This window comes from Serratia proteamaculans, from assembly GCF_946227095.1.
GTDB classification, from domain to species: Bacteria; Pseudomonadota; Gammaproteobacteria; order Enterobacterales; family Enterobacteriaceae; genus Serratia; species Serratia proteamaculans_E.
Genome location: NZ_CAMISV010000001.1, coordinates 83,193 through 101,114, shown reverse-complemented (window position 1 = coordinate 101,114; position 17,922 = coordinate 83,193). Strand labels below are relative to the sequence as shown.

At 50.9% G+C, this 17,922-nt stretch carries 21 protein-coding genes; 3 read left to right on the top strand and 18 right to left on the bottom strand.

Annotation, left to right across the window (positions count from 1 at the left end):
* Window positions 1-6: 6 nt before the first annotated feature.
* From OC597_RS00620 to OC597_RS00540, 17 genes are all read right to left on the bottom strand, one after another.
* Window positions 7-1,179: a phage tail sheath protein gene (locus OC597_RS00620; RefSeq protein ID WP_262207001.1), complete on the bottom strand. Its 1,173-nt coding sequence runs from the start codon at window positions 1,177-1,179 to the stop codon at window positions 7-9.
* Between the two features lie 292 nt (window positions 1,180-1,471).
* Window positions 1,472-1,690: a hypothetical protein gene (locus tag OC597_RS00615; protein WP_262206999.1), complete on the bottom strand. Its 219-nt coding sequence runs from the start codon at window positions 1,688-1,690 to the stop codon at window positions 1,472-1,474.
* Window positions 1,690-2,946 (bottom strand): phage tail protein, encoded by a 1,257-nt coding sequence (locus tag OC597_RS00610; protein ID WP_262206997.1) that lies wholly within the window; start codon window positions 2,944-2,946, stop codon window positions 1,690-1,692. The genes OC597_RS00615 and OC597_RS00610 overlap by 1 nt, the downstream gene beginning before the upstream one ends.
* Window positions 2,943-3,554, bottom strand: coding sequence for a phage tail protein I (locus OC597_RS00605; protein WP_262206995.1), 612 nt, complete (start codon window positions 3,552-3,554; stop codon window positions 2,943-2,945). Before OC597_RS00605 ends, OC597_RS00610 begins: the two co-directional genes overlap by 4 nt.
* Window positions 3,547-4,455 carry a baseplate assembly protein gene (locus tag OC597_RS00600; protein WP_262206994.1) on the bottom strand — a complete coding sequence of 303 codons (909 nt, stop codon included), beginning with the start codon at window positions 4,453-4,455 and terminating at the stop codon, window positions 3,547-3,549. Before OC597_RS00600 ends, OC597_RS00605 begins: the two co-directional genes overlap by 8 nt.
* Window positions 4,455-4,802: a GPW/gp25 family protein gene (locus tag OC597_RS00595; protein ID WP_262206992.1), complete on the bottom strand. Its 348-nt coding sequence runs from the start codon at window positions 4,800-4,802 to the stop codon at window positions 4,455-4,457. The genes OC597_RS00600 and OC597_RS00595 overlap by 1 nt, the downstream gene beginning before the upstream one ends.
* Window positions 4,799-5,437, bottom strand: a complete 639-nt coding sequence (locus OC597_RS00590; protein ID WP_262206991.1) for a phage baseplate assembly protein V — start codon at window positions 5,435-5,437, stop codon at window positions 4,799-4,801. Before OC597_RS00590 ends, OC597_RS00595 begins: the two co-directional genes overlap by 4 nt.
* A gap of 95 nt (window positions 5,438-5,532) precedes the next feature.
* Window positions 5,533-5,988 carry a phage virion morphogenesis protein gene (locus OC597_RS00585; RefSeq protein ID WP_261279095.1) on the bottom strand — a complete coding sequence of 152 codons (456 nt, stop codon included), beginning with the start codon at window positions 5,986-5,988 and terminating at the stop codon, window positions 5,533-5,535.
* Window positions 5,976-6,443 (bottom strand): phage tail protein, encoded by a 468-nt coding sequence (locus OC597_RS00580; RefSeq protein WP_128864228.1) that lies wholly within the window; start codon window positions 6,441-6,443, stop codon window positions 5,976-5,978. Before OC597_RS00580 ends, OC597_RS00585 begins: the two co-directional genes overlap by 13 nt.
* An 8-nt stretch (window positions 6,444-6,451) precedes the next feature.
* Window positions 6,452-6,889, bottom strand: a complete 438-nt coding sequence (locus OC597_RS00575; RefSeq protein ID WP_262206989.1) for a lysis protein — start codon at window positions 6,887-6,889, stop codon at window positions 6,452-6,454.
* Window positions 6,877-7,371: a lysozyme gene (locus tag OC597_RS00570; RefSeq protein WP_316044848.1), complete on the bottom strand. Its 495-nt coding sequence runs from the start codon at window positions 7,369-7,371 to the stop codon at window positions 6,877-6,879. Before OC597_RS00570 ends, OC597_RS00575 begins: the two co-directional genes overlap by 13 nt.
* Complete coding sequence (locus OC597_RS00565; RefSeq protein ID WP_099062514.1) at window positions 7,371-7,637, bottom strand: phage holin; 267 nt, start codon at window positions 7,635-7,637, stop codon at window positions 7,371-7,373. The genes OC597_RS00570 and OC597_RS00565 overlap by 1 nt, the downstream gene beginning before the upstream one ends.
* 24 nt (window positions 7,638-7,661) lie before the next feature.
* On the bottom strand, window positions 7,662-7,865 hold the full coding sequence (locus OC597_RS00560) for a tail protein X (protein WP_049211534.1): 204 nt from the start codon (window positions 7,863-7,865) through the stop codon (window positions 7,662-7,664).
* Window positions 7,865-8,386 carry a head completion/stabilization protein gene (locus tag OC597_RS00555; protein WP_262206985.1) on the bottom strand — a complete coding sequence of 174 codons (522 nt, stop codon included), beginning with the start codon at window positions 8,384-8,386 and terminating at the stop codon, window positions 7,865-7,867. The genes OC597_RS00560 and OC597_RS00555 overlap by 1 nt, the downstream gene beginning before the upstream one ends.
* 93 nt (window positions 8,387-8,479) lie before the next feature.
* Window positions 8,480-9,136 carry a phage terminase small subunit gene (gpM, locus tag OC597_RS00550; RefSeq protein WP_262206984.1) on the bottom strand — a complete coding sequence of 219 codons (657 nt, stop codon included), beginning with the start codon at window positions 9,134-9,136 and terminating at the stop codon, window positions 8,480-8,482.
* 3 nt (window positions 9,137-9,139) lie between these two features.
* On the bottom strand, window positions 9,140-10,198 hold the full coding sequence (locus tag OC597_RS00545) for a phage major capsid protein, P2 family (RefSeq protein WP_262206983.1): 1,059 nt from the start codon (window positions 10,196-10,198) through the stop codon (window positions 9,140-9,142).
* A 56-nt stretch (window positions 10,199-10,254) separates the two neighbouring features.
* Window positions 10,255-11,052 carry a GPO family capsid scaffolding protein gene (locus OC597_RS00540; RefSeq protein WP_262206980.1) on the bottom strand — a complete coding sequence of 266 codons (798 nt, stop codon included), beginning with the start codon at window positions 11,050-11,052 and terminating at the stop codon, window positions 10,255-10,257.
* A 190-nt stretch (window positions 11,053-11,242) separates the two neighbouring features.
* Between OC597_RS00540 and OC597_RS00535 the strand changes: the two genes are divergently transcribed.
* The 3 genes from OC597_RS00535 (at window position 11,243) to OC597_RS00525 (ending at window position 14,988) form a co-directional block, all read left to right on the top strand.
* Window positions 11,243-13,012 carry a terminase large subunit domain-containing protein gene (locus tag OC597_RS00535; RefSeq protein WP_262206979.1) on the top strand — a complete coding sequence of 590 codons (1,770 nt, stop codon included), beginning with the start codon at window positions 11,243-11,245 and terminating at the stop codon, window positions 13,010-13,012.
* On the top strand, window positions 13,013-14,050 hold the full coding sequence (locus OC597_RS00530; RefSeq protein ID WP_262206977.1) for a phage portal protein: 1,038 nt from the start codon (window positions 13,013-13,015) through the stop codon (window positions 14,048-14,050). It abuts the gene before it with no gap.
* 167 nt (window positions 14,051-14,217) lie between these two features.
* A complete protein-coding gene (locus tag OC597_RS00525; RefSeq protein WP_262206975.1) occupies window positions 14,218-14,988 on the top strand; it encodes a hypothetical protein in 771 nt (256 codons plus the stop codon).
* Between the two features lie 545 nt (window positions 14,989-15,533).
* Here the strand turns inward: OC597_RS00525 and OC597_RS00520 are convergent.
* Complete coding sequence (locus OC597_RS00520) at window positions 15,534-17,909, bottom strand: AAA family ATPase (RefSeq protein ID WP_262206974.1); 2,376 nt, start codon at window positions 17,907-17,909, stop codon at window positions 15,534-15,536.
* Between the last annotated feature and the right edge of the window lie 13 nt (window positions 17,910-17,922).

The window sequence follows — 17,922 nt, the reverse complement described above, 5'->3', positions numbered from 1 at the left end:
TCCCCCTTAGCTGTTCACGTTCTGAGTGAAATTCATCAGATACTGGTCGGTGATACGCTGGCGCAGCAGCAGATTTTCCAGCGGCGGCACGGGCGTGTAGTTGTAGTCCAGGATCAGCTTGCCCGCTTTCAACGTGTCTTTATCGTTGGCCGCATCATCCATCCAGCAATCGCCGTCGATAATGTAGCCGCCGGATTTCAGCGCACGGAATTTGGCCTTGATGCCTTCGATAATGTCTTTGGCAAGGGAAGGGTGCATAGGCTGATCAACGGCCCACATTTGTGCTTCGGCCATGGTGTCGGCCAACACCTGCGCGGTACGGGTGTAGTTCTCAAACTGGAACAGCGGATCATCTGAGCAGGTGCGGGAACCCCAGAAACGGAATCCATCTTTGCGGATCAACGTGGTGACGTCGTTTTGGTTCAGCAGATTGGCGTCGGTGGCCGTATCCTGTAAATCCCAATACACGTCAGCGCTGATGCCGGTCACGCCGTTGACGCCGACGTTTGACAGAGTTTTGTGCCAGCCAGTTTGCTCATCAATCTTGGCGCGCATGCCTAATGCACGGGCCGTTGCGTAGGCTGTGGCGGATGCGTTGGTCACGCTGTCCCAGCTCAGGAAGTCTGGCCAGATCAGCATGGCTTCACGCTGGCTGAAATTTTTACGGTAATCGATGGCTTCGGCCACGGTTTTACAGCCGTAGGCGCTCAGGTACGCGAAGCCGCGCAGGCTTTGAGCGATAGCTAACAATTCAGAGGCTACAGCCTCATTATCATGACCGGGCACACCCAGAATGCGGGGCTTTACACCAAGTTGGCTTTGCGCGGCCAACAGGGCCTTCATGCCGGTTTTTTTGCCTTCGGTGGTCACGCCGCCGATGATGTTGGTGGTGGTTTCCGCTTCGGTTTCACCCTGAGCGACACGCACTACGACAGTTACCGGTTTTGTCTGGTCGCCAATGGCGTCCAGGGAACGGGCCAGGGTGCCTGACTCACCGGCTTTACCGCTGGCGGTCAATACGTCGGTAAGCAATACGGGCGTGTTTAATGGGAAGGTTTTCGCGTCGGCGTCATCACCGGTACAGACCAGCCCAACAATAGCCGTGCTGACGGTGGTGATGGTGCGGGTGCCTTCGTTGATTTCCTGCACGCGCACGCCGTGGTGGTAGTCTTGAGCCATTAGGTGGATCTCCTGTAACGGTGTTCCCCTATGGTGTCTGCGGCGGGTGGTTAATGCATGTGGCGGGCTTTGTGTGGTAGGTGGCACAAGGTGCGCGTATCAGTAGAACTAAGGGTAACGTAAGGAAAGATCACGATCGTTTTAACCGATCAATGTCGATGCATTGATCTACACAACCAATTGGACGGATTTTAACCAGGCGCGGTATTGTCATTAGACTTATCGCGGTAACATCAGGGAAACGCCGCACACTACACATAGCCCGCATCATTTGCGGGCTATGTCTTTTGGGTCAGTTGCTTTCGACGTTTACGCCGCTAATCTTCGTAAACGACTCATCATCATAAAACCTGTCGTCTTTTTCGTTGTAGAACATGCCAATTTGGCAAAGGTTATCCACTGCAAATGGGATAAGATCGAAACCATCTAAACTGAAGTAATCGTCAGCGACAATGATGTTTTCTACTTTGTTACCGCCGGTTTTAATGACGGCATAGTTTCCGGTTCTCATTATGAAAATTCCTCAATAATTACAATACCCGGTGCCCCATCACCGCCTTTGTACATCGTCCCGACAAAACTAGTGTCATAAGCACCGCCGCCGCCTGAACCCGGCGCACTGCCACCGATGCCGCCGCCAGCGCCTGCACGACCACCACCACCAAAATAGGAGCAACCGCCGATGCCTGCCATCATGACAGAACCCGACTGTCCATCGGTGCCAGAACCACCGGGGATGCAGATATCACCGGTGGTAGCGAACCCACCGCCACCACCCGCCGTATTTGAAACACCAGATTTGCCCCCGCCCCCACCGCCGGGTGCTGAAAACAAGGAAGAGAAGAATGACGCTCCACCATCGCCTCCGTTAGCTGCTCCAGTTCTTCCAGCGCCGCCACTGCCAATGGTCACGGGATAACTTGCGGCACCCGATAACTCGAACTTGGTAATGACAGTGGCACCTGCGCCGCCCCCTGCGCCGGAGAAAGTTTCAGTATTATTGTGAGACTGACAGCCACCACCGCCGCCGCCACCGCCCGTCAGCGTGATGCGAATGAATTTAGCCTTCGCCGTTGGTTTATACATTCCGCTAGTTGTGAACGTTCGCGTATTGAGCAGCCGTCCTGATGGGTTACTCACTGCTTTTATTGCCTTAGGCGTCGCTGCCTCTGATTCACTGTCACTGTCTGTGGCGCTGCTCAGTTGCACAAACCCTTTTTCTTTCAGCGTGGCATCCGGGTGATTACGGGACTCGGCGTGTCCTTTAATCGCCTCTTCGACGTAGGTTTTTACTTCAATAATTGCATCATCGACATATTGACGCGTTGCAAGTACCACGGACGGGTCAATCTTAAGCGTCACCGCCTCGGTGCTGGAGACAATCAGCACCATTCTAATTGTTTGTGTGCGGCCGCTGCCTTCCTGTAACTGCGGCTTGTAGGTCTCCGGGCAGTTTGCGACCGCAATCAGTGTGCCGTCAGAGGAAAACAGGCCAATCTCCCTAATCCACCAACCGCCCTCATTTTCCGGGATGATTTGCTCAGCGATAATCTGGCTGTCATTGCCGGGGTCAATGGTCAGCATATTAATAGCTGCGCGACGCTTCTCACCCTTAAGGGCCGTTTGTGCCGCGTCAGGTGTCGGCAGGGTGCCGCCACCGTCACCGACGGCGATATGCGTCAGGTCAACTCGGGTGCCGAGTGCGGTCGCATTGGCCAGTTTCGCTGCGCCCTGGCTGGTCAGAATGGCAAAGAATTTTGCTGTCATGCGTTTACTCTCAGGTTGTCAATAAGATGAATTGCCGCGCCGCTATAACCGGTGCCGCCGACAGAAATGGTTTCGGGTATATAGGGATAAACGGTCAGCGCATCGCCGCTGTAACTTGCTGCCCCAACATAGCCAGCACCAGCACTGGACAGGCTAATCGCAAGGCCGACAAGGTGGCGACTGGCTGGTTTGGCGTCGGCTATCATGCGCTCCAGCTCCCGATACATCTCATCAGTGATGCCGGTTTCCAGTACGCCGACAACCAGTCGAAACGTGCCGGGGGGCTCGTTGAGCTGCCACCACTCGCGCACCTCAATCAGATAACCCAGCGGCTCAACGACACGACGCAGTGCGCTGATGGTGCCTTTATGCCGGTGCACAAAATGCGCACTCTCGACAACGCTGCGTTTTGTCGCCTCCGGCCAATGCTCATCCCATCGGTCGACTGAAAACGCCCACGCCAGATACGGCAACAGGTTTAGCGGGCAGGCTTGCGGGTTCCAGAGCTGGCGCAGCGGTACTGGCACCCGCGCGAATTCAGCGCAGGCCGTCGCTGCCGCCACTTCCAGCGGTGACGACCCGACCGGCAGCAGGCGACTATCATTCATCGGATCCCCCAACGGCCAACTGGTACCGGGAACAGTTCGACGCCTGCGTCTCGTCTAAAACGATATCGGCAGCCGGGCTTTTCAGTTCAACACGTTGCACACCTTCAACATGCAAGGCGGCATAAATGGCCGACAGGCGAATATCACGCCCGAGGCGGTGCTGCGTGCCGATATAGGCTTTGAGCTTTTGCTCCGATGCCTGTCGAACAGGTTCAGCCTCCGGCCCCGGAAACAGGTAGAGCACAGCGTCAATCTCATATGACACAATCTCCGCCGACTGCACGGTCACCCTGTCAGCCACTGGCCGCACATCCTCGGCATTGAGTGCCGCTTCAACAATCGCAATCAGCTCCGGGCTGGCCGTGCCGTCGCCCTCGCGGGACAACACCGACACCGTAACGCTCGCCGGTGTTGGGCTGGTGACAGATACGTCGGCGACGCGGCCGTCAGCACTGCGACCATGGAATTGATACGCCCCCACCGACCCGGCCACGCTCAATCCCTCAAAGGCTTGCTGGATACGCACACGAAAATCACTGTCACTTTCTATGACGGCAGCCACAGGGGGCAATGTGCTGTCGTCGGCCGGGGTGATCACCAGTCGGGCAACGTTATAATTGCCGCCGAGCTGGTCGAGGTCACTGCCTGCGGCATACCCCAGCATGACCGCCTGCGCAGCCTCATTAACGCGTTGGCGTAGCAACACCTCTCGATAGGCATTTTCCTGCAATAGTTTAACGACGGGTTCTGACTCAAATTGCAGCGTTCGCCTGACGCTCTCTTGTTTATCGACGGGGAACAGGGAGATAAACCAGGCTTTTCTCTCAGAAAATATCGACTCAAAATCAAGAGATTCAATTACGCCTGGCGCTGGTAGCTGGCTCAAATCAATGGTGGCCATTATTGCCCCCTGACCGGTAAGGAAAACTGGATACGTCCGGCGGTGTCCGTCCGGTTGCCGACCAAATCAGCCACCATTTCCCCGTCAACGCTGGAAGCGAGATTGATCGCAGTGAGAGAAATGCGGGTTTCCCAGCGCAGAACCGCACCATAAATGGCGGCCATCATCTGGAGGTTCAGCGCGGGATTTTGTGGCTGGTCAATCAGGGTCGAAAGCTGCGAACCGTAGTCACGGCGCATGACTCGGCTACCGACAGGGGTGATCAAAATATCGCTGATCGACTGGCGGATGTGTTCGATCTCGCTGATAGCCTGGCCATCGTTACGGTTCATGCCGAGATACATCATGATGTTGGCCCCCCGGTGTTACCGCCGCCGTTCTGCACGTTGCCGTGATAATGGATGTGGATGATCACGCCGTTGGAATTAAAGCTGCCGCCGGTGTGGGTGATATTCCCGAACATTTCGCCGCCGTATTTGAGCAACAGTGAGCCGGCAATCAATTTATTGGTGCATTCCACGACGGGCGCATCCAGGGTGATCATCTGGCTGGCCGTCACCATCACGACGTTGGCGGTGGCGATGATTTTTTCAGATGCCTGAATATCGGCCTGTTTCATGCCCTTCGCCGTCAGCGTGCCGTTTTCAGGCTCGTACTGAATGACCGCGCCATCCGGGAAATCCAGGCGGACAGCATCGGGTGACGCCGAGGCGGCGGGATACTGATCGGAAAATACGCCCGGCAGTACAAAACCCGTGGTCAAATCACCGAAGATGCTCAGCACGATCACCTGTTCGCCAACCGACGGGGCAGACCAAAAGCGCACGCGCCCGGCACGCAGCGTCAACCAGTTCAGCCAGTCGGTTTCATTTTTCCCGATCTTCACGCGGCACAGGCCTTTGGCCGTGTCCACTTCGGTGACGGTGCCAATGCGCACAATGTTAGCCAGGAGGCGTTTTAGTTCGGCGATGGATGCTTTCATGCTGCCAGTGTGCCGCGTGCGGGCGCGTGGGGCATTTTGTGTGCCTTGTGCCAGCGATGGCACAAGGCGGTGGCGTGGTCAGTAAGGCGGGGTGATTATTTGGCGATGTGCGTTAACGCCAGATCCTTAATCCATTCAATATCAGCATCGGTGAAGCCCAACAACTGCCGGCGCGCATAGCGCACGGTGGGGCCGTCTGGGCTGACTTTATCCCGCAGGCCGTAATGGTGGACGGCGGATAAATTGGTCACGCCGGCGGCAAATGTCACAGCGGCTTCATCGGTGTTGGATTCGGTTTTCATAAAGCGCGCGGTGCGCAGCCGGGTAAACATCTTGCGGCGGATGCGCCCGTGTTTGTCCCGCCGTTTGTTTTTACGCGGTATGTACGGCGAACCGTCCGGGTTCTTCTGTTCCTGAATGTGCTTTTGCTGGCGCTGGCGCAGCTCTTTGGCCACCTGGCGGGTAAATACCTGGCGGGACTGCGGGGAAAGCTGCTGTAGCAATACGGACAGCGTTTCGTCCAGCGCCTGGAGGTCGCTTAAGCTGCCCATGCTGCCACCTTGCGGCCTTCCATCCAGATCTCATAACTGCTGAGGTCACTCGGCGGCGGTGCTGGCTCATCCACATGCCTGACGTTCAGCTTGCCATTGTCCTCGCTGACGATCACACGTTCGGTCAGTTTCAGGTCAATGCTGATATCCCGCGCGGCATTATTCAGAAAATCGGCTTCAAAGGTGAAGCCATCGCCGCGTTTATCCGGGTTGGCCATGATATCGGGCTGATGGGTACGCAACCAATGCAGGATAGGCACGATCAACAGATTGGCGTCATCGGCATAGCTGGTCACGATAAGGTTGAGCGTGTACTGATATTCAAAAGACAGCGACGGGGCCAGGGTGGAATAAATTACCCCTTTATCAATGAAAATGTGCAGGCAATCGGGATTTTGCTTCACATACTTTACGGAACCGCTCAGGGCTGCGCGAAGTGAGTCCGGTTTTAACATGATCGCTCCTACGGTTGCGCCAGGCAGACGTTGCGGATGTAATCTTGCAGGCCGGCTATTTGGCTGTGGGCGGTTTCGATTCGACTTCTGAGGGTGTAATAATCCCGCTGAGCGGCGTCAGTAAGTCGGGGGCCGTCTGCATCAGCCAGGCCGGCGGCGGTGGCGGTTGGGCATGTGGCGCTGAGCCGCAGCCGGCGACGGCCATCGGCAACATCACGCTGCAAATCATCAATTTTACTTTTCGCATCGGTTAATTCCCGGCTTCGGTTTTCGTCTATGGCAGCAACAGCACGCTGCGTCTTGTTTTGCCAATCAATCTGGCGTGTCAGCTTACTGTTGGCATCCTGCAACGTGTCACGCATCTGGCGCAGCCCCTGATTGCTGTAGAACAGAAAGGCCAGCAGGCAGAGCAAAATCAGGACGATGACGGCAATCAGACGGGCCATTTTTGCCCCCAGGTGCAGACCTCATGCTCTATATCGCGGCGGTTCATCAGACCTTTCCACGGTTTTCCACCGGCGTAAATCCACTGGCGAAGGCCATCACACGCGCCGGCTGCGTCGCCTGCGTTCAGCTTGCGCAGCAGGGAGGAATGCTCAAAAGCGTAAACGCCCACGTTGTAGCTGAAACTGATCAGCGCGGCTTTTTGGTACTCCGTCGCCGGAACCTTTACCGACCGCTCAACCGAACGGGAAAAGGGGATCAGGTCTTTATCCAGCATGGCCTTGCATTGCGCCAGGCTGTAGCGCTTGCCGGGGATAATATCGGCCCCGGTGTGGCCGTAGCAGACTGTCAACACGCCAGCAACGTCGCGATAGGGTTCCAGCCTGACGCCTTCCAGTTCGGGGATCATTAATGTGGCGATCGCCAGTGCGCCAGTACCGGCAGCGCCAAGCAAACTTTTCCGCAAGGTAGATGACATCGCCATTATTCGGCCTCCTTACGGAACAGGCGGCGCTTTACCGGCGGTTCAGTGATGATCCCGGCGCTCACCCCTTTCTCATAGGCTTTGGTGCGCCGCCAGTCGAAATAGGTCTGCGTGAGATAAGTGATCAGGCCCAGGATAAAACCACCGATCACCGCAACCTGATTCCAGTCCACATGGCGGAACCAGTCGACCAGACCGCCGGTGCAGAGTCCGCCGGCAATGCAGTAGTTAAGACCGGCGGCAAGTTTTTCCGTCATAATTTTCATTCTCCACCTCCCGCCCGCAGGGGGTTAATCCCATAATTGAAGGGTTTGCACCGATGCGGCCTGAATGATATCCGGCATGTCTACCGGGCAACCGTGGGGCAGAATTGGCCCCCGATCGGCCAGGCCCGGATTGCTCAGCAATACCTGCTCGGTGACACCCTGTGTTTTGCCGTAATAGCGCTGGCACAGTGCATCAACGGTGTCACCCTGGTGCGCATAGACTTTCATCAGATCAACTCAATCGTCATGCGCGGCAGCGATTGGCAATCATTAATGGCCCAATCCGCATCGCGGCGCAGGTCATCAACGGTTGGCTCCAGCGATTCGGCCCGCTTGTTGCCTGAATTGGTGGCGTCAAAGCTGCGAAATCGCTCGGTAAGGCTGGCCTGTGTCAGACAAAACACCGCGCGGCGGTAAAGCTGTACGCGGGTGCTCTCATCATCCAGACGGTCGGCAGGAATCTGATCCAGCTCGCTATATCCCGCGCTTTGTTGCTGTTTTCGCCAGTTGGCCAGGCGATCGTTAACTTCATTGATGGCATTGCGGGCGGCTTCCAGCAGGCGCGGCTGTGTGATCGTGCCGTCCTGGCGCATATCTTCCCGGTACTGTTTCAGGTCGATATCCGGCCAGAAATCCGTATTTTTGATCACCGTGCTGACCGGTGGCGTGGGGCTTGGCGTTACATCAATTTCCAGATTGTTGCCGGGGTTCTGGTCGCCCGGTGCGGGTTCAATCGCTATGCTGACCATGGTTTTTTCTCTGTGAGTCGGGCGGTGGACGGGAGCGTTGATGCGGTTAAAACCTGTCGCGGCTCCCGTGCCGCCCTCGCCGGGGGCGATTCGTTAACTTCCTGCCTGAATGAGTTTTTCCAACTGCTTGATATCCGTTTTCACGCCAGAGTTTTCATCTTTCAGCAGGGCCTTTTTTAATGTGTCCAGGGCAAGCACGTTGTCACCGTCTTGACGCAGGGCATACCCTGCGAATTTATACAGCCGGGCTTTGACCTTGTCCGGCATATCCTGCCCTGTGAGCAACTGCTGAGCGCGGAGTAACTGCGCGGTATCCAGCGGCTTATTGGCCGTCATGCTGCGTTGTGCGGCGGCGGCCAACTCTTCGGCAATCAGGCAACCGGTAGAGCGTTCGAAACCGTCCGGGGCAACCAAATCATGCTTGAGAGCGTATTCGCCGATATTCAGCGCGGTTTCCAAATCGCCCACGTCCAGCAACCAGACCAGCACGCGCATCAGAATGGCGTCCTGCCTGCCTGCATCACTTTGCAGCACACCGGCCACCCACGGCATGTAAGTGGGGATCATGCTGCGTTTCAGTTCCGCCTTGGTGTCGTGGGACTCGACACCGCTCAGCCTGGCCAAGTCCTGCTGCATCTTGAACAGCAGCAGGTCATAGTTGCCCAGGTGGCTCAGGCTGGCCGCCTCGCTCAGCGAGGAGGATTGCTGCGCAGCGATATATTGCTTATGTCTGCGTGCCGGACTGGTCATGGGTTAACCCTCCGTCGGTGCCGGTGCGGCTGGTTTCAGGATTTCGATGTTTTCGATCAGTGCGGCGCATTGGTAATCTTCCACCACGTACGCCTCGTTGACCGATTCGTAGTTTTCAATGCGATCGCGCTTCGGGTTGTCGATGATGTGGCGGCGGCGCGTGCCGTCCTGCCAGTAAATCGACAGGTTATCCAGACGGGTGATCAGAATGGTGTTATCCGGGAAGGAAGGGACGCGCACCGCCTGCAATCCGCCGATGCGTTTTTGCGAAATGATGACGTCCGCCGCCAGCATTTCGCTGTTTTCCTGCTCTTTGTTGACGATTGGGAAGTATTTATCCGCCAGCAATGAGCGACCCACGATGGCGACCAACTCGGTGTCGTCCTGGAACCAGGCGGCGATCAGCTCATTGACGGCATCCATAACGAGGGCGTCCAGGTTGTGATAGTCGCCAGTTTTGCCGATGCGGATTTTTTCTGACACGACAGCGCCAGCCTCATCCAGAATTTTTGACATCACCTGATCCGGCGCGCCTTTGCGGATTTTTTCCAGCCAGCCAATATTCACGTCCTGCAACAGCTTGTTGACGGTGAAATCTGACGTTTTCGCACGCTTCACACCGTTCCAACCGATCATGATGCGATCCAGCGCCTGGCGTTTCACAATCTGGTTGCGAATTTTGACCTGAAAATCCTTGAACTTGGCCCATGAATCCAGTTTTGAATACTTCAATGCAGTATCAAAGTTGGTCTGGGTACACATGTAGCCTTGTTCATCCAGGCTGGTTGGATCGATGGGTTCACGGTCTTTTTCATCGGTGTTAGTGGTGCTGGCAACCGGGCGATCAATCCCCAGGCCGATTTTGTCACCGCTTTGTTCATCTACCGGGACGATATTGATTTTTTTCAGGAAACCGCTGCTTTCCTGGATTTTTTCTTCCAGGGTTTGGCTGACGGAGGGCTCAACGGTGAACTTTCCCGCCACGTCCAGGGCATCAATGCCGTTGATGGCCGCAATCTGGTTCACATACTTCTTGTACTGCTCACGTGTTACCTTTCTCATGTCTCTTTTCCTATAAATCGGCTAGAACGGTGCTGTCACCGCCTGTAATTGGTTGCTTAACAGTCGGTTAGCTCGGCGCTTTCGCCACCCGTTGACAGATCGCGACGCTTGTCGCTGCGGTCGGTGGTGCTGAGTTTGGTTTCCAGACCAGAAAATGCCGTCTCGCTGGCGGTCAGTCGGTCTGTCAGCTTTTGAATGGTGTCTTTCATGCCATCCAGACCGGAAAGTTTTTCCTCGGCCTGCTGCTGCCTTTCGGCGACCAACTCCACGGCCTGGTGAACATCGATAAAGCGCGCATCATCAGAGGCCTGCCGTTTGCTGAACATGGCTTTAATGCTGGCGAGCAGGTTCGGCTTATCGGTTTCCGGCGTTTCGAATTCGAGGGTGGTTTCTTCGGCGGCAGAGAAAAACAGGCCTTGCTGTGCCAGGTGATTTGAGCTGAATTTCATCGCTTCACTGCCGAGTGATGCCGGGTTATCCGTGAACGCGAGGCCGGTCAGATAGGCTTTGTTGGTGTCAGCGAATTTTTCGTAATACTCAATGCTGGTGAAAATTTTCTGGCGCTTATTGTTCAACTGCACCAGTCCATCCGTTGCATCAACCTGGGCGTAGAGCGCCATTTTCCCTTTTAGCGGGCCATCGCTGATTTCATCGGCACTCAGGGAGATCACATCACCATAAGCACAGAAGGTGCTGTCAGGGAAAATGCTCAGGTAATGCTCAAGATTGACGCGCGCCGGTTTGAATTTCTGGTTATAGGTGTCGGCCATCTCTTTGATGTGCTGGCGCTGGATCTGACGGCCATCACTGGTTGCTCCCTCGACGGCGACACGGAAAGATTTTGAAATTGGCATTGGATAAGCCCCGATCATGTAAGCGAATGTGGCCGGTGTTGGCCGTGTTTGGCTTATGGTGGCGGGGTGCTGGAATGGGGACAACGCGGCGGCCTTGTGTGGCCAATGGCACAAGGTGCATTAAGGGTATTGGCGGTAGCGGGTAGGTAGCCTTTCGGCATTGAAATGTTGAAATTCAGGCTGATTGCGCATGAACGCTATTACTATCAGTGCCGATTTAGATCCCCGTCGTCAAGCGATGTATCTCTACTGGCAAGGGCTGCGAGTGACCCGCATCGCCGAGATGATCGGGGTGAAGTCCGTCACGGTACACAGTTGGAAACGCCGCGACAAGTGGGACGATTACGGCCCGCTCGACCAGATGCAAATCACGACCGCCGCCCGGTATTGCCAACTGATCCTAAAGCCGGAGAAGGAAGGGCGCGATCTTAAAGAAATTGACCTGTTGGCCCGCCAGGCGGAGCGACACGCCCGCATAGGGAAATACAACTGCGGCGGGAATGAGGCCGATCTTAACCCCAACATTGCCGCCCGTAACGCCGGCCCGCGCAAACGCACGCAGAAAAATGCCTTTACGGATGAGCAACACGCCCGGCTGAAAGACATCTTTTTAGAACAGATGTTTGAGTATCAACGCAGTTGGTATCAGGCCGGGCTGTCGAAAGAATTTCGCATCCGCAACATTCTGAAAAGTCGTCAGATCGGCGCAACCTACTACTTTGCCCGTGAAGCCCTTATCGACGCCCTGGATACGGGCCGCAATCAGATGTTTGTTTCTGCCTCGAAGGCTCAGGCGCATCAGTTCAAAAACTACATCATGGCCTTTGCGCAGGAGGTTGATGTAGAGCTGCGCGGGGAAACGATCATCTTGCCGAATGCGGCGGAAATGCACTTCCTGGGCACCAACTCCAACACCGCCCAAGGGCGACCGGGCAACCTGTACCTGGATGAATATTTCTGGATCCCGGGGTTTAAAAAGCTTCGCCGGGCCGCATCGGGTATGGCGTCGCAAACACGCTACCGTTCAACCTACTTTTCCACCCCGTCCAGTATGACCCATGAAGCCTATTCATTCTGGAATGGCACGCTGTTTAACAAGGGGAAATCGAAGGACAGACGCAGGGAAATTGACGTTAGCTATAAACGCTTGGCCAGTGGCCTGCTCTGTGAAGATAAGCAGTTTCGCCAGATTGTCACCATTGAGGATGCGTTGCGCGGTGGTTGTGACCTGTTTGATCTCGATGAGCTGCGCGAAGAAAACAGCGATGAAGACTTTGAAAACCTGTTCATGTGTAACTTCATTGATGATACCGCGTCGGTGTTCCCGATGGGGGAAATGCAACGTTGCATGGTCGACAGTTGGGAGCATTGGACTGACGTTAAACCCTTCGCATTGCGCCCGGTGGCGGCGCGGGAAGTTTGGATCGGTTATGACCCGGCCAGTTCTGAAAACGGTGACAGCGCCGGCTGTGCGGTCATCCTGCCACCGTTGGTTGCCGGCGGGAAGTTCCGCGTGCTGGAGCGCCATCAATGGCGCGGTATGGATTTTTCCGCCCAAGCCAAAAATATCAAGGCGCTGACTGAGCGCTACAACGTGACCTATATCGGCATCGATAACACCGGCCTCGGCCGTGCGGTGTCGCAACTGGTGCGCCAGTTCTTCCCGGCGGTTAACGCCATCAACTACAGCCTTGAAATGAAAACCGACCTGGTGCTGAAAGCCCGCGACGTGATCCGCTCTGGCCGCCTGGAGTTCGACGCCGGCGCGCTGGATATCGCTCAGGCGTTTATGTCCATTCGTAAACAGATGACCGCAACGGGCCGGCGGGCAACCTATGTCACCAGCCGCGCAGAAGGCGTCAGCCACGGAGATGTGGCCTGGGCGGTTATGCACGCCTTATTCAATGAACCGCTCGAAGGGGCAACCGGTAGCAATACAGGTTTTATGGAGATTTTTTAGATGAGCAAACGCAACCGGGGCCGCAAAAATACCCAGCCGATCACGCAGAAGCAAAGCGGCGCGCAGCATGTGGAGGCGTTTACCTTCGGCGACCCGATCCCAATGCTGGATCGGCGTGAAATTCTGGATTATCTGGAATGCAGTATTGTTGACCGTTGGTATGAGCCGCCGATCTCTTTCAGTGGCCTGGCGAAGACGTTCCGCGCAGCAGTGCATCACAGTTCACCGATCACCATGAAGCGCAATATTTTAGTGAGTATGTTCAAACCACACCGGTTGCTGTCAAAGCAGGATTTTAGCCGCTATGCGCAGGATTTTATGGTGTTCGGCAACAGCTTTATTGAGGGGCGCTATAGCCGGTTGGGCGGTCTGATGAAACTGGCCCCAAGCCTGGCAAAATATACCCGCCGAGGCGTAGAAACTGATTCTTACTGGTTCGTGCAATCGTGGATGGAACCGCATCAATTTGCGGAGGGGTCTATTTTTCACCTGTTGGATCCTGACATTAACCAGGAGATTTACGGCGTTCCCGAATACCTTTCCTCGCTTAACTCCATCTGGCTTAACGAGGCGGCGACGCTGTTCCGCCGGAAATACTACCTTAACGGCAGTCATGCCGGATTTATCCTGTACATGAACGATGCAGCGCACAAGCAGGAGGATATCGACAACCTGCGCAAAGCGCTGAAAGAGTCAAAAGGGCCGGGTAACTTCCGAAACTTGTTTATGTATGCACCTGGAGGTAAGCCGGACGGGTTACAACTGATCCCGCTGGCCGAGGTCGCGGCAAAAGATGAGTTTTTGAACATCAAAAACGTCACTCGTGATGATCAGCTTGCGGCTCAGCGCACACCACCGCAACTGATGGGGATTTTGCCAAACAATACCGGTGGTTTTGGTGATGTTGAGAAGGCTGCACGGGTGTTTGCCATTAACGAGCTGGCTCCGCTGCAAGAGCGGTTGTGCGAGTTAAACGAGTGGGCAGGGGAGGAAGTGATTAGTTTTAAACCCTATGAGCTGTTGAGAGAAAACTCATAAGCATTTTGGTCGGTGAGTGTACTGATCTATGCTATAACTGGTGCTTACTTGATGCTGGATACAACATTTTTTACTGTATTGGCCTATAGTTATAAGCTTAATTTACAGAAAAAATATGTATCATCTCTAGTTGTCTAAAGACATGGTGTCATATTTTATGGGGTATTATGGAAATTTACAGTGGTAGGTCTGAAGAGAAAGACGCTAATTATCTTATTTCTTATTTTGGCGATGTACTATACCCTGCGTCTGAAGAGTTTTTCTCATTGTTGAATGCGGATAGTTTGAAGCTACATCATGTTTTTTCATTCAATACTATCTTAGCTCATGCTGTTGACTATATGCTATTCATTGCGCAGAAAAAAACGAGTGTCACTCGACATAATTTCATCCAGAATTTCGATGAGAGATATGCAGTTGATGGATGCAAGCATATAAACAATAAGTTTTCTCTTCTGGATGCGATTAATAATTCATTTAAGCACGTTGTGCTAGATGAAAAAAGATACAAGAACCTTATAGCTAAGTATGGAGAGTTATCCTTCCATAGCCTTAATGCTGAACAGGGTAAAGTGTTTTTTGAGATGCCATTATATAAATTTGACTATGCAAGAGTGGTGCTTCGGCCTATATATAATGCTTTCGATTGCAAGCTGGAAAGTAGAAATGATATTGATGATTTTATTAATGGGAGAATATTCGGGCGGAGTGGGTATGGCCATTTTGATTATGACTACGAGCCTTGGGATGCTATTGATAGAATGATTGATTATTGTAATGCTGATTGCATGGATTGTGGTGAAAATGGTGATAAGTGTGATTGTCAAAGTTTTATTTATGATGGTAAGGACGGACAATTTAACCCTAATTCAGATCCTGCATTTGATTTTAAAGAAGTCATGTCCAGTATTAGTGGTTCTAGAGAGTGGAGGAAATAATTCTCTTTCGCATGTTTTTTCATTCGGAATGGGATTCCATGTGACATGTCACCGGCGTTTTTTTCATTAAATTGTCGCGTCACACGGCTGTTGAAAATTAAAATGTGACGTGGCAGGATAACGCCAAGTCGCCCGGCATGCTCAATGTCGGCACTCAACCCGCAATCGCGGTTTTTGCAGAGATCGAAAGTGATTCTTTGCCAAAAAAAAGCCGCATATCCTAAGTGCAACAATCCGCATAGTTCATTGCATGCCTAATCACCCATAAAATCCGCACTAGACAAGGCTTTAGCGCCTTTTTTCTACTGCATAAAAAGCGAATTGTTAAGCATGCAGCGTGGAGGCGGGGGGGACGGCACGGAATAGGGGGATCGATGCGGATCTTTTTTATCTTTGCTGGGTGCAGAAAATCGCAGTGGTGCTGCATGGCATTAGCGGTGTAAGGTCATCTCTTTTACGATGTGAGTGAACGCGCAAAGAAAAAGCGCCTCATACTGTATCTATGAGGCGCTTATTGCACATGAAATAGCCTAATAGTTAATAGCTCAAAATGTTTGTATTGGATTACCTATGCTGGTTATAAAGGAATCGTATTGGTCAGGATCTTTTTCTCGTATCTTTTTCAGTATAAATTGTGCCGAATTCTTCATTTCAGGAACATCAATAGGAGTCATGCTGCGCTCAAAAACACCAGCAAGATGAGAGAATTCATTATTAATTCGGTCTGTTAAGGCAGCTGAAAGAGGATCACCCCCGAAGAATTTAGATAATTTCGAATTGTCATTTTCCAAAGCATTTGGATACTTAAAGTATAGAAATGCCTCCAAAAACTTCCGTGCATTATTAGCATAGTTATAATAACAATCGTGACTATTATCTATGTTATGTAAATCAGCATTTGCGCACTTGAATACTTGATGGAATAAGTAATTGAACTCTGTTACATAGTTTCTTAAATAATTCGGCATTAATCTTATTTTGCTTTCTTCTTCAGCCCTTTCGATTATGAAAAATTCTTGAGGTAATTTATTGCCTAGATTATCTTTTTTAGGTATCCGCTTTAGGTATTTTAAAAAATCCAAATTGTGAGTGGAAATAAATATTTGCTTGAAATTACCTTCTGAAATTATCTTGCTATTTATTATGCTATAAATGAAAAATATATGATTACTATCAAGACTAGATATAGGGTCGTCAATATAAATTATTGGAGATAATCCCTTTGTTTCAATGTCTTCAAGTTTAGCCATAAAGTAACAGAATGCGATTAAGCTACATTCACCCTCGCTTAGATGATGTGCCTTCTTATTATCTCTAATTACTTCAAATTTATACGTTTCACCATCGTTTATAGATTTTAACGATAAAGTTTGGTGTCCAAAAAAATCATTCAGTAATTTATTTACACCATCAGCCCCTTTGGTTTCATCTTTCAATTGCACTTTCAAAGTGTTTATTTGTTTATTGATTTCTTTTTTTCTTTCATTGGATTCATTTAGCGGGGCATTAGATTCTGTTTCTATTATCTTTAGTTGAGCTATTTTTTCTATCTCATCAGAATACTTTGTATCTATCGTGAATTTATATACCTCATTTAATCGCAATGTGATTTTAGCCTTTGATTTTTCGCTGCTTAATTTATTTGTGAGGTTGTTTGATTTTTTAATTATCTCATTAAGTTTTGATATTTCAGATGAGATGTCCAAGCTAAAATCCATTACAATACTTGGCACTATTGGTGTAAATATCGACTCTTCTTTTTTCTTTAAATCAGACACGAGAATATCTAAGTTTTTATATTGCTCTTTAAATAATTTATTAATGGAGCTTTCGATTGCTGACACTTCACCAGTGTATGTTGAATAGAAGCGAGTTAAGTCAATTTTAAAGCCATTTGTTATTTCATTCTTTGCTTGGTTGACTTCTATAATTAATTTTTCAATCTCACCTCTTAGGCTTTCTGATTCTTTATTAAAGTGTTGTTCTAATTTAACCCATAGATCATTTGGTAACACTGAACCGCAAAATGCACAGTTCTCTCGGGTATGTTTATGAAACTCTCTGCCTTGGTTAACCCATTTCTCTAGTAATGCATCGTTTAGAAGTTCGTTAATAGGGTTGCTTACTTTTATTTCTTTTTTTAAAATCGCTTCTGTTTTATCATTGAGTAACTCAAAATCTAGGATAGGAAGTGTTATTTCTTCCAGCTTAGTTTTTACATCTTCTCTTAGAAGAGTTTTAAGTTGATGAGCATCATTCTCAGATATAGGCTTATACGTTTCTGATTGTACGGTTTTAATATCTAAGGTTAATTTTGCAGAGTTATAAGTAGGATCTCCGAACACTTCACTATACTTTATACCTGATTTTCTATTAAGTGCTTTGTCTGATATTTTGTCGTTTAAGTCGTTGACTGATTTACTATGGTTTTTTGTATTTTCTAAATGTTTTTTATTTTTAACTTCAATTTCCCATAAGACCCCTTTTTTTTCTTCTATTGAGCCTAAAGTATCTTCAAGAGCCTGTATTTCGGATTCAATTCTATTGTTGTTATCACCTAGTATTGCAAAGGAGTTAATATCCTCATCGGGGTTTGTTATAAATTTTAAGTTTTCCCTTATAAAATCCTCGTTAAAAACTCTGATTTTTATCTGATTATTTGAGATGTCATTTTGCGTAAGAATTGAGTTGTCTTGTCTAACCATTTGAAATTGAGGATTAACATATTTTTCTGAAATTACCCCTGTCTCTAATGATCTGAATATTCTTGATAAAGTGGTTTTTCCGGAATAATTTCTCCCATAAAGAATGTTGACTTTTTTAAAATCAACTACTGTGCCATCTTTATCTTTTACTGAGTCGTTCCATCGGTAATTACTGTAAACAGCAACATTATCAATTGATTGTACTTTTTTAAACATTCTCAACTCCTCA

What these genes read in the sequence shown, in the direction of transcription:
- OC597_RS00620 (WP_262207001.1), bottom strand. Translation starts at nt 1,179, where the DNA reads ATGGCTCAAGACTACCACCACGGCGTGCGCGTGCAGGAAATCAACGAA.
- OC597_RS00615 (WP_262206999.1), bottom strand. Translation starts at nt 1,690, where the DNA reads ATGAGAACCGGAAACTATGCCGTCATTAAAACCGGCGGTAACAAAGTA.
- OC597_RS00610 (WP_262206997.1), bottom strand. Translation starts at nt 2,946, where the DNA reads ATGACAGCAAAATTCTTTGCCATTCTGACCAGCCAGGGCGCAGCGAAA.
- OC597_RS00605 (WP_262206995.1), bottom strand. Translation starts at nt 3,554, where the DNA reads ATGAATGATAGTCGCCTGCTGCCGGTCGGGTCGTCACCGCTGGAAGTG.
- OC597_RS00600 (WP_262206994.1), bottom strand. Translation starts at nt 4,455, where the DNA reads ATGGCCACCATTGATTTGAGCCAGCTACCAGCGCCAGGCGTAATTGAA.
- OC597_RS00595 (WP_262206992.1), bottom strand. Translation starts at nt 4,802, where the DNA reads ATGATGTATCTCGGCATGAACCGTAACGATGGCCAGGCTATCAGCGAG.
- OC597_RS00590 (WP_262206991.1), bottom strand. Translation starts at nt 5,437, where the DNA reads ATGAAAGCATCCATCGCCGAACTAAAACGCCTCCTGGCTAACATTGTG.
- OC597_RS00585 (WP_261279095.1), bottom strand. Translation starts at nt 5,988, where the DNA reads ATGGGCAGCTTAAGCGACCTCCAGGCGCTGGACGAAACGCTGTCCGTA.
- OC597_RS00580 (WP_128864228.1), bottom strand. Translation starts at nt 6,443, where the DNA reads ATGTTAAAACCGGACTCACTTCGCGCAGCCCTGAGCGGTTCCGTAAAG.
- OC597_RS00575 (WP_262206989.1), bottom strand. Translation starts at nt 6,889, where the DNA reads ATGGCCCGTCTGATTGCCGTCATCGTCCTGATTTTGCTCTGCCTGCTG.
- OC597_RS00570 (WP_316044848.1), bottom strand. Translation starts at nt 7,371, where the DNA reads ATGGCGATGTCATCTACCTTGCGGAAAAGTTTGCTTGGCGCTGCCGGT.
- OC597_RS00565 (WP_099062514.1), bottom strand. Translation starts at nt 7,637, where the DNA reads ATGAAAATTATGACGGAAAAACTTGCCGCCGGTCTTAACTACTGCATT.
- OC597_RS00560 (WP_049211534.1), bottom strand. Translation starts at nt 7,865, where the DNA reads ATGAAAGTCTATGCGCACCAGGGTGACACCGTTGATGCACTGTGCCAG.
- OC597_RS00555 (WP_262206985.1), bottom strand. Translation starts at nt 8,386, where the DNA reads ATGGTCAGCATAGCGATTGAACCCGCACCGGGCGACCAGAACCCCGGC.
- gpM (WP_262206984.1), bottom strand. Translation starts at nt 9,136, where the DNA reads ATGACCAGTCCGGCACGCAGACATAAGCAATATATCGCTGCGCAGCAA.
- OC597_RS00545 (WP_262206983.1), bottom strand. Translation starts at nt 10,198, where the DNA reads ATGAGAAAGGTAACACGTGAGCAGTACAAGAAGTATGTGAACCAGATT.
- OC597_RS00540 (WP_262206980.1), bottom strand. Translation starts at nt 11,052, where the DNA reads ATGCCAATTTCAAAATCTTTCCGTGTCGCCGTCGAGGGAGCAACCAGT.
- OC597_RS00535 (WP_262206979.1), top strand. Translation starts at nt 11,243, where the DNA reads ATGAACGCTATTACTATCAGTGCCGATTTAGATCCCCGTCGTCAAGCG.
- OC597_RS00530 (WP_262206977.1), top strand. Translation starts at nt 13,013, where the DNA reads ATGAGCAAACGCAACCGGGGCCGCAAAAATACCCAGCCGATCACGCAG.
- OC597_RS00525 (WP_262206975.1), top strand. Translation starts at nt 14,218, where the DNA reads ATGGAAATTTACAGTGGTAGGTCTGAAGAGAAAGACGCTAATTATCTT.
- OC597_RS00520 (WP_262206974.1), bottom strand. Translation starts at nt 17,909, where the DNA reads ATGTTTAAAAAAGTACAATCAATTGATAATGTTGCTGTTTACAGTAAT.